Raw genomic sequence first — 3,459 nt, 5'->3', positions numbered from 1 at the left:
GGGCGCCCGGGCCCGCGCGGGAGGCGGGGAGGCCCGGTGCGACGGCGCACCGGGCCTCCCCGCCTCCCGCTCAGGACTCCGGTGGTCCCGCGTCCGGCCGCTGCGCCCCGCCGGGCAGGGCGTCGACCCGCTCCAGCGCCTCCTCGGCGCTCTGGGACACCGGGACCGTGATGCTCACGCCGGTCAGGTCCAGGATGCGGCGCACCGCGGGCGTGGGGGAGATGATGTGCACGCTGCCCGGCAGCTCCCGGACCTCCTGGTAGACGCGCAGGATGATGTTCATGCCGGACGAGTCCATGAAGGGGACCGCCGTCAGGTCCAGCAGGAAGTGCCGGCGCCCGTGGTGGAGCTGGTTGGCCAGGTGGTGCTGGAAATCGGTCCCGGTGTCGGCGTCCAGGTCGCCCTGCACCGTGAACAGGGCGACATCCTCCCGGACCACGGTCACCTCCACGGACAGCGGGTTCAGGGCCATGGACACACATACCTCCCACGTCGAGCCGACGGCCGGGTCCGGCCGTACGCGCAGGCGCCTACCCCGGGATCACCACGTCATGCCGGTCCGTGCGTGCGGGTCCGGTGACCGGTCCCTCCGGGACAGGTCCGGACCTGTGCGGGTTTTGTGTCCTCGCCGGCCGAATGCGCCCGCCCCGGAAGGGTAGTTGGCTGCTGTGGAGACGGACGATCCCGGAGAGCGGGTCCCGCCCGCTCCGGGATCGTCATCACAGGGAGGCAAGGAGCAGCGTGCCCACGGACAGCATCTGGTCATACGCGCCGGAGCTGGGTCCCGCCCAGGGGCAGGATCCGGACCTCACGGGATACACCGTCGTTGCGAGCGACGGCAGCACCATCGGCCATGTGGACCGGCAGGCCGACCCTCACGCCATGCGGCACCTGGTCGTCGACACGGGCGTCTGGGTGTTCGGCCGGAGTCTGCTCGTGCCGGTCGGCGTCGTCGCCGCCGTCGACACCGGCGAACGGAAGATCACCGTGTCCTGCACCAGGCCCGAGGTGAAGGCCGCGCCCCGGTTCAGGACCGACAGCGAGACCCTGGACCCGGGCTACCTCACCACGGTCGGCGACTACTACTGGGCGCTGACACGCCCCGGACCCCCGCCCGGGGCGGCTCCCGGCACCCCGGCCGGATGACCGCCCCGCGGTGATCCCCGCACCGACCGCCGGCCGGTGTCCGCCCCGCGGACACCGGCCGGCGCCGTGCGCGGCCCCGGGCGGACGCCGCCGGGGCGGACGGCGGTCACCAGGGCAGGAACACGTGGATGTCCTTGCCGTCCGCGGTGCCGACCACGCTGACCTGATCGCACAGCGTGTGGATCAGGTGCCAGCCGATGCCGCCCCCACCGCGGCTCGGCCTGAAGGGCCGAGGCGCGGGCTCGGTGGTGCTCGTGTCGTGCATCACCACGTGCACCCCGTCGAACGTCCTGCGCAGCCGCAGCCGGAACGGTCCCGGCGCGTACTGGACCGCGTTGGCGGCGAGTTCCGTGACCACCAGGAGGATGTCGTCCCAGTGCTCCGGGGCCGTCGGAGGGGAGACGCGCGCCAGATCGAGGAGGAACCTCTCCGCCACCAGGCGTGCGTCGGTGACGTCGTGCAGCTCCCCGGTGAAGCCGGCGACGCGTTCCGTGATCTCCTCTGCGGCCAGTGACCTGTCCCTGTGCGACTCGGATGCCATGTCGCCTTCCCTGCCCCGGCTACCACGGGCCAGTCGTTCATGTGCGGTGTTTTCCTTCGTTCTCCTGGTCTGTGGGTTCCCGGACCGCCGGACCCTACGCGCCCGTATCCGTACGAGCCGGGGGTGACGGCCCCGTCACTGCCGGCGCTCAGCGGAAGACGTTGTCCGAGTCGTCCCAGAGCGACGGTTCCTCGGGCAGCGGCTCCCGCTCCGGGCGGGAACGGGAGTGGTACATCGCGTCGATCTCCAGGGCGTGGCGGCGCACGATCTCGTCCCGGCGCAGCTTCATCGACGGCGTCAGCAGCCCGTTGGTGACGTCGAACGGCTCGGGCAGCACCCGGAACACCCGGATCGACTCCGAACGCGACACGCTGCTGTTCGCCGCGGTGACCGCCCTCGCGATCTCCTCGCGCAGCGCGTTCTCCTCCCGTGCCTCGCGGGTGGGCGCGTCACCCGGCAGCGAGAGCGCCCCGCGCCAGTGCGCGAGGAAGTCCGGGTCCAGTGTGATCAGGGCCCCCACGCAGGGCCGGTCGTCGCCCACCACGACGGCCTGGTGGACGAGCGGGTGCATCCGCAGCCGCTGTTCCAGGGCCGCGGGCGCGACGCTCTTGCCGCTGCTGGTGATGATGACGTCCTTCTTGCGGCCGGTGATCGTCAGGTAGCCCTCCTGGTCCAGCCTGCCGATGTCCCCCGTGGCCAGCCAGCCGCCGGCCAGCGCGGTCAGGGTGGCGGCCTCGTCGCCCGCGTAGCCCTGGAAGACCGACGGTCCGCGCACCAGGATCTCCCCGTCGTCGGCGACCCGGATCTCGTTGCCCGGCAGCGCCCGCCCGACGGTGCCCGACTTCTCCCGGCCGAGCGGCTGCATCGTCACCCCGCCGCCGGTCTCGGTGAGCCCGTAGCCGTCGTGCACGTAGATGCCGATGCCCTCGTAGAAGAGGGACAGGTCGCGGCTGAGCGTCGAGCCGCCCGAGGTGGCCCTGCGCACCCGGCCGCCCAGCGCGGCCCGCAGCCTGCGGTACACCGTCCGCTCGTACAGGGCGTGCTGCAGCCGCAGGTCGAGGCCGGGCCCCGGGCCCCGGCCCAGCCGCTGCCGCTCCACGGCGGCGGCGAAGTCGCGGGCCGTGTCGGCGGCCCGCTCGAACAGGGCCCCGCGGCCCGCCTGCTGCGCGGTGCGCAGGAAGTTCTTGTAGATCTTCTCCAGCAGCGAGGGGACCGCGTACAGGTAGGTGGGCCTCAGGGTGCGCAGGGCCGCGGCCAGGGACTCCGAGCCGAGGTCGGGCTCGTGCCCCATCAGCAGGCCGCCCCGCACGCACAGGCCCTGGACCATCAGCCCGTACACGTGGGAGAACGGCAGAAAGGCGAGGACGACCGGCTGCTCGCCCGGCTCCGCGGCCGTATGGGCCCAGCCCTCCAGCAGGGTGTCGCAGGGGGCGGCCAGGTTGCGGTGGCTCAGCGCGCACCCCCTCGCCTGCCCCGAGGTGCCGGACGTGTAGGCGATCACCGCCGTGGAGTCCGGCAGCACGATCCGGCGCAGCGAGTCGACCGTGGCCGGCGGCATGTGCTCGCCGCGCGCCACCAGCTGTTCCAGCGCACCCGAGTCCAGCTGCCAGACGTGCCGCAGCCGCGGCAGCGCGGCGCACACGGACCCGACGGTCATCACCCCCTGCTCGTCCTCGACCACCACGGCGACGCATCCGGAGTCCCTGAGGATCCACTCCACCTGCTCCCGCGACGAGGTCGGGTAGATGGGGACGACCTCGGCGCGGGAGCAG

The 3,459-nt window shown here is 73.0% G+C and carries 4 protein-coding genes; 1 reads left to right on the top strand and 3 read right to left on the bottom strand.

Annotated elements, in window-relative coordinates:
* Positions 1–70: 70 nt before the first annotated feature.
* Positions 71–478, bottom strand: a complete 408-nt coding sequence (locus AOK18_RS25380) for an STAS domain-containing protein (RefSeq protein WP_055573010.1) — start codon at positions 476–478, stop codon at positions 71–73.
* Between the two features lie 263 nt (positions 479–741).
* Between AOK18_RS25380 and AOK18_RS25375 the strand changes: the two genes are divergently transcribed.
* Positions 742–1,146 (top strand): PRC-barrel domain-containing protein, encoded by a 405-nt coding sequence (locus tag AOK18_RS25375; RefSeq protein WP_055695841.1) that lies wholly within the window; start codon positions 742–744, stop codon positions 1,144–1,146.
* A 106-nt stretch (positions 1,147–1,252) separates the two neighbouring features.
* On the opposite strand, the gene AOK18_RS25370 is transcribed toward AOK18_RS25375, so the two are convergent.
* Both AOK18_RS25370 and AOK18_RS25365 read right to left on the bottom strand, forming a co-directional pair.
* Positions 1,253–1,687, bottom strand: a complete 435-nt coding sequence (locus tag AOK18_RS25370; RefSeq protein ID WP_055695840.1) for an ATP-binding protein — start codon at positions 1,685–1,687, stop codon at positions 1,253–1,255.
* Between the two features lie 148 nt (positions 1,688–1,835).
* On the bottom strand, positions 1,836–3,459 hold a 1,624-nt coding region (locus AOK18_RS25365; RefSeq protein ID WP_055695839.1), incomplete at its 5' end, for an AMP-dependent synthetase/ligase.

Source organism: Streptomyces prasinopilosus (assembly GCF_001419695.1).
In the GTDB taxonomy this organism is placed as follows: domain Bacteria; phylum Actinomycetota; class Actinomycetes; order Streptomycetales; family Streptomycetaceae; genus Streptomyces; species Streptomyces prasinopilosus.
This window is presented reverse-complemented; position numbering and strand designations above follow the sequence as displayed.

What these genes read in the sequence shown, in the direction of transcription:
- AOK18_RS25370 (WP_055695840.1), bottom strand. Translation starts at nt 1,687, where the DNA reads ATGGCATCCGAGTCGCACAGGGACAGGTCACTGGCCGCAGAGGAGATC.